Annotated in this window: 2 protein-coding genes; both read right to left on the bottom strand. The window is 42.6% G+C overall.

What is annotated here, in order from left to right; translation table 11 throughout:
* Positions 1–4,501: ATP-binding protein (locus AC4II3_RS28670; protein ID WP_490722979.1), on the bottom strand; the 4,501-nt coding region annotated here is incomplete at its 3' end.
* Between the two features lie 810 nt (positions 4,502–5,311).
* The gene (locus AC4II3_RS28665) at positions 5,312–5,467 is read right to left on the bottom strand and encodes a hypothetical protein (protein WP_488008788.1); all 156 of its coding nucleotides are present in this window, start codon (positions 5,465–5,467) and stop codon (positions 5,312–5,314) included.
* Positions 5,468–6,330 lie beyond the last annotated feature (863 nt).

Below are 6,330 nucleotides of genomic sequence, written 5' to 3'. Positions count from 1 at the left end.
GAATCTGTTTTTCCAGTCGCTCCCTAACTTGAACGTCATGCAAAGTCTGGTAAAGCATGGCATTTTCCAACGAAATTGCCGCTTGATTACACAAAAGGCTTAACACTTCTAAGTGTTCATTGGTAAAATTTCCAGAAATTATATTATTTTCTAAATACACCATACCAATCAGATTGTCTTTCCGCAGAAGTGGCAAACAAACAGCTGATTTTGGCTGATGCTTTCTGATGTATATGTCCTCAGCAAAGGTAGAGTTATTAACAAGATTATTTAAAATCAAGTTTTCTTGAGTGATAGCGACATAATTAATTACCGCTCTGGGCAACTGCTGAGTAATGGTTACTGGAATTGACTGCCGGAATGTTACACCATGGTTAACCACTGATCCAGCTGCTTTTATCATAAGTTTCCCTTCCTGTGACAAAATGATAAACCCCTTTTTTGCTCCAGCATTAGTTAGGAGAAGCTGTATCAACTTGTCCAGTAAGTTATCGAAAACGATTTCTTCTGAAATGGCTTGAGATGCCTTGATAACGTCAGATAAATCCAGTGCGGTTAAACTTACTGCTATCGTCGAGTTGGTTATAGAATCTACTGGAACTGTCGTTGTTGCTTGGGCGGTAATTTTGCTAAGAAGTTGGGGGTATCTTGATTCTAAGTCTCTCACTTTTGCCACAGCTCCCCAGCGACTGTATCCATAGTAGGCATCAGTTAAGTAAGCCTGGGCGATCTTTCGTTTGCCACAAGACAGATAAAACTCTGCTGCTAGCTCATTGGCCAGTGCTTCTTCCTGGATATAGTCCTGGTCTGCTGCTCCTTCAATGCCTTGGTCATAAATTTCCATGGCTTGCCAGTGTTGCCCTAAAACTCGTGCTTTCTCTGCCTCCACTAGCTCGTATTTATGTTTGAAGTTTGATGGAGCATGGTATGCCCAGGTTTTCAGGGTTTCCTGATTAGCTGCTACTTGGGTCAGGTATTCACTTTGCTGCTGTGGCTCGACATGGGGATAGTGACCCAAAAGCGCTAGAGAATAGTAGAAATTGTGTTCAGCAATAAGAATCATGCCAGGGACAGCTTGTGCGTATTGCTCTGCTGACCTGGCCTGAGCAATAGCTTTTTCGGGTTCCTTAAACCAATAAAACAGAATGGATTTGGCAAGATATAGATAAAACAGAGAGGTTCCATTATTCTGTTCTCTTAAAATAGGAAGCATTTCTAATTCATTAAAGTCTTCCCCAATTAACTTACAGGGATCGTCAGATCTGCCAAGTAAATTTAAGGTTAATTGTTTGCCGATTTTAGCATAAGTAACATGATAGTCTAGCTTTCTTTTTTGCAGCCAATCCAGATACTGGCCATACTTTTGAGCACCAAAGTCCAAATCATATCCCACAAAAAATAGGTTGGCACAGTAGTTGATGGCAGCATAACCGCCATACTCTAGATTTCCGGTTTCAAGACCGCTGTTAAAGGCCTCTAGTAAGGGGTCTATGGTTTCCTTGAGATGCTCTTTCCAGTGCCTGATATGACCGTTAAAAACATCTAATACTATGCATTTGAACTCCTGAGCATGGAATTGCTCCAACAGCATCAAAGACAGTTGACCAAATTTATAGCCACCATCGATATCTCCCATAAATCCACACAGGATCATGGCGTAATTAATATAGGTGTCCGTGGACAGATGTGAATTCCCATGGTTGATACATAGATTGATTCTTGTAAAGATAAACAGTGGATACAATGACGGATTAGCAATAAAAGCAGCGTTTCCTACAGACTTTAAGATCCCGATGGCCGCTAGTTTAGTGAGGTCAGTCATTTCCGGTAGGTCAACCAAATCCTCACTAATCAGGTTTTTAGGGGGTTCTTGATCCAGTTGAATCCCGAGCATGTCCAGAACCTGTAGCCCCGTATCCAGGGCGACTTGCATTTGGTTTTGAGCAATATAAGAGTAGATTTTTAGTTCATACACTTTGACTTGATCTAATTGGGTTTTGGCTTGTTCCAGAGCCACTCCAGCCAAGAGGTTTGATTGCTCAAAATTGCTGTTGAGGTATTCCGCTTCCACCACTTCTATATAGAAAGCAAGGGTGAAGTCATAGTTGTCAGCCCAGGTATCCGCTGCTAGGAGTCCTAGACCTACATTCAGATACTTGAGAGCGCTGGGATAAGCCGCTGCGGCCTTGGCTTTCTGACCCGCAGTCAGATTGAGTTGAGCTAGCTCATCTTTTTCCCACTGAGCGGTGAGTAAGTCGGTGCCAAAATTGAGTTGGTTAACCAAGGCAAAGATATTCTGTTCCCGTGCCTCTGGAGTGGTATGGTTCAGCAACAATTTGCCAATTTTTAGGTGGGTTGCTTGTTGATCGGATTCCGGAATTAGAGAGTAGGCGGCTTGCTGCACCCGGTCATGTAAAAATTTGTAGTTAACCTTGACATCACTGAGGCCAAAATCTGCGGATTCTTCTTGTCCAAATAGCAGAGGAATTTTGTAACTATCACTCAACGGCAGAATCAAACCGATCTGTAGTGCCTCCCAGAGCTGAGCAGCCGTGATAATGGTTGAGTCTTCATTGACAATGGCTAGCATCTCTAAGTTAAACTGATTGCCCAGACAAGCTGCCAATTTTAAAACCTGCTGGGTCGTTTCTTGTAGCTTGCCAATACTTCTGGCAATCAGTTCCACCACATTATAATCGGTGATGCCAATGGCTTGAATTTCATCAATATCCCACTGCCAGCTGCCACTGCTGACGTCATAACTCAGCAAATTTTCTGAGTAGAGGGTTTTGAGCAGTTGGGTCAAGAAGAAGGGATTACCTTGGGTTTTATGGAATAATAGCTCTGCTAGGGGTTTGGTCTGGTTTTCTCCTTGGGTGTCATTGAGAGTATCGGCTACTAATTGCTGAACGTATTTTTTCTGTAACGGCTCAATCGTAATCTGATGTATGACTGAGTCAGTTTCTTGAATTTTCTCAATGCTTTGAATCAAGGGATGGGTCTGACTGACTTCATTATCTCGATAAGCTCCTATGATTAATAAATAGTTGTGATCGCAGTTCGTCATTAACGTCTGGAGCAACGTTAAAGAGGCTAAATCTGCCCACTGTAAATCATCAACGAAGAGCACCAGGGGATGTTGGGGTTGGGTAAAGACACCGATGAATTGTTGAAACACCCGTAAAAATCGGTTTTGGGATTCCGATGGTCCGAGTTGGGGTACTTCCGGCTGTTCACCGATAATCAGTTCCACTTCGGGAATGACATCAATAATCACCTTGCCATTGGCACCGAGAGCATTTACTAAATTCTCTTTCCAAATCCCTAGTGTTTCAGGGGGTTCTGTCAACAGTTGCCGACTTAATCCCCGAAATGCCTCCACCAGAGCAGCGTAAGGACTATTCCGCTTAAACTGGTCAAATTTACCACCAATAAAATACCCTCGGGCTTTGACAATTGGTTTATGAACTTCATTGACCACTGAGGTTTTACCAATCCCTGAGTAACCGGATACCAGCATCAATTCAGTGGCTCCAACACTGACTCGTTCAAAGGCCTCCATCAGGGTGGCTACTTCCCTTTCGCGACCATAGAGTTTTTGAGGGATTAGCAGTCGGCTCCCAATGTCATAGGTTCCGGGAGTGAAGGTTTCAATTTTTCCGGTGGTTTGTAGCTGGTATAGACAGCTTTCTAGGTCAACTTTTAGTCCAGTAGCACTTTGGTATCGGTCTTCAGCATTTTTCCTTAGGAGTTTCATCACAATCAATGAAACTACTTCACTAATTTCTGGATTAAGCTGATCAGGAGGGACAGGATATTGAGCCAGATGATGGTGAATCAATTCCATGGGATCGGTGCTGATAAAGGGTAGCCGATCCGTTAGCATTTGGTAGAAGGTGGCACCTAAGGAATAGAAGTCGCTGCGGTAGTCAATGGAGCGGTTCATCCTCCCGGTTTGCTCCGGTGAAATATAGGCAAGAGTCCCTTGGAGCCAATTAGGATTCCTAGTGGTGGGATTCTCTAGAGACAGGCGCGAGGCAATGCCCAAGTCAGTGATTTTAACTTGTCCTGTTTCCGGATTGATGATGATATTGGAGGGGTTAATATCTTTATGAATAATCGGGACCTTGTGCAGCTCATCCAAGGTTTCTACTAGAGAAATAGCGATCCGCAGAAACTCCTTTAGAGTCATGGTGTGAGAGTTGAGAAACTGCTTCAGGGATTGACCCCCAAAATCTTCTAATATCAACGCCAACCCATTATTATAGTTTTCCAGACCGTAGCATTTGACAATGCCTTCACAATCAATAGCTTGGGAGATTGTATATTCTTGTCGTAAGCTGCTAATCTCTTTAAGGGAGGGATAGTCCGATTTAATAACTTTAATAATAACTGGTTTTTGCTGTTGCTGGTGATAGCCGCGATAAACAACTGTATTAACACCAGCTTCTAGTTCTTCTAGAACTTTAATTTGAGATTTTGGTAAACTTAACATCATCATCCCTCCCTTAAAGTTTTTATATATAGTAATTGTGATAGCTATATGTGATAGCTATATGTGATAGCTATATTGATTGAATTTTGTTTGATTTTATTTAATCTTGAAGTGCGACCCGTGATGGCGCTTCTGATTTGGCTCAAGTTCAGTAGGGTGGGCAGTGCATCAGACAGATAATGAACCTTGCAAAGAGCCTTGGTAGGCACTGCCCACCGTAGGATTAATGTCTGTTTGCCTCCAAAATCTGGTGTAGTTCAGTAGTAGTTCAGTAGGGTGGGCAGTGCACCAGACAGATAATGAACCTTGCAAAGGGCGTTGCTAGGCACTGCCCACCGTAGGATTAATGTCTGTTTGCCTCCAAAATCTGGTGTAGTTCAGTAGGGTGGGCAGTGCATCAGACAGATAATGAACCTTGCAAAGGGCGTTGCTAGGCACTGCCCACCCTAGGATTAATCACAATGGTGCAAGATCTCGGTCAAACCCAACCTTTTACATCCAAATGCAACGCCGAGCCGGGGTTTGCAGACACGTCCTGTCAGGAAAAGTTCAACGGTAAAGGGAGAAAGGTGGAGTGCTATTGTCCCTTTTGCCTTTGGCCATTCTGCTTTTACCCGACCTTCACGTCAGTGGTCTTGCATTCAATTGAGAATTTCCATACAGCATAGTTTGATACAGCCTATTTTAGGGATTACATCTCTAGAGTTCCCGCAAAGCCTACTTAGGTAACAGTCAGATCACCTCCAGTTAATTACTTGGTTGATCCAATGGTTTGTGAACAGTCTCTTTATATGATCTCCGGATAATTACCCTTAATCAAAATCTCCCGATTCCCGATTCCCGATTCCCGATTCCCGATTCCCAACTCCCGTTCCCCTCCTGGGAGGGGTTAGGGGTGGGTTCCGATTCCCGATTCCCAACTCCCGATTCCCGATTCCCAACTCCCGATTCCCGATTCCCGATTTCGATCATTGAATTAATATAGGGTTTGTATTTGAGTTGTAAACTTTAATGGTCTTTTTTGATTGGACAATAAAACTCCGTAGCTGTTTCACCTCTTGCTTGTTGCCTGTTGCCTGTTACCTTTTTCAGCAATTCCTGTGTTTACAACCTAAATACAAAGCCTATAAAGGGGTATTTTCTATTGGGGAATTGACAAATGCTTTTAAAAGATTATCTTTCTTTTTGCAGCTTGATCTAGATGATTGGAAACATAGTCAAGACAATAACTCTTAACAATTTTTAGTAATTAGTAAAAGTACTATTAAGAAAGTATTAATTCAGTTACTTGACATTACAAAAGTTATAAGTATATAAAAATACCTATAAGTATACGTATAATCATCGACATTTCACCCTCAGGCTCAGTGACTACTAACCCCCCTTACTTGGTGCAGCGACACAGGCACCTTGCCTAGGCATAATATAAATTTCATGCTGCTTTCGGTAGGTTTAATTTCTCTAGTACTAGGCATGATATCCCTGAGAAAATCCCTAGCACTCTTTCCTGGATATGTGTATATTTACTTACTCGATTAGCTACGACGGAATGATTTTTAGGGTTTGTTAGAACTACTTGTGTAGCCGTTGGAGTTGATCAAACGGGTTAATCAAAACCCCGAAAGACTCCAAAAAACAACTCAATTTGTACAGAATAACTTCTACCGGAGAATCAACATGAAATTGACCGCAAATTTAAAAACCTTAGAAACCACCGTTTCCCAACTTGTCGCCAAAGCCTGGCTCGACGATGAATTCCGTAAGCGCTTTGTGAGTGCTCCTCGGGAAATTCTTCGGGAAGCTGGACTAGTGGTAGAAGATTTCGTGAACGTGGT

The organism is Moorena sp., assembly GCF_982860115.1.
The sequence above is the reverse complement of the archived record's forward strand: the minus strand, read 5'-3'. Positions and strand labels throughout refer to the sequence as shown.

Coding starts and splice junctions, on each gene's coding strand:
- AC4II3_RS28665 (WP_488008788.1), bottom strand. CDS start 5,467: ATGATCGAAATCGGGAATCGGGAATCGGGAGTTGGGAATCGGGAATCG.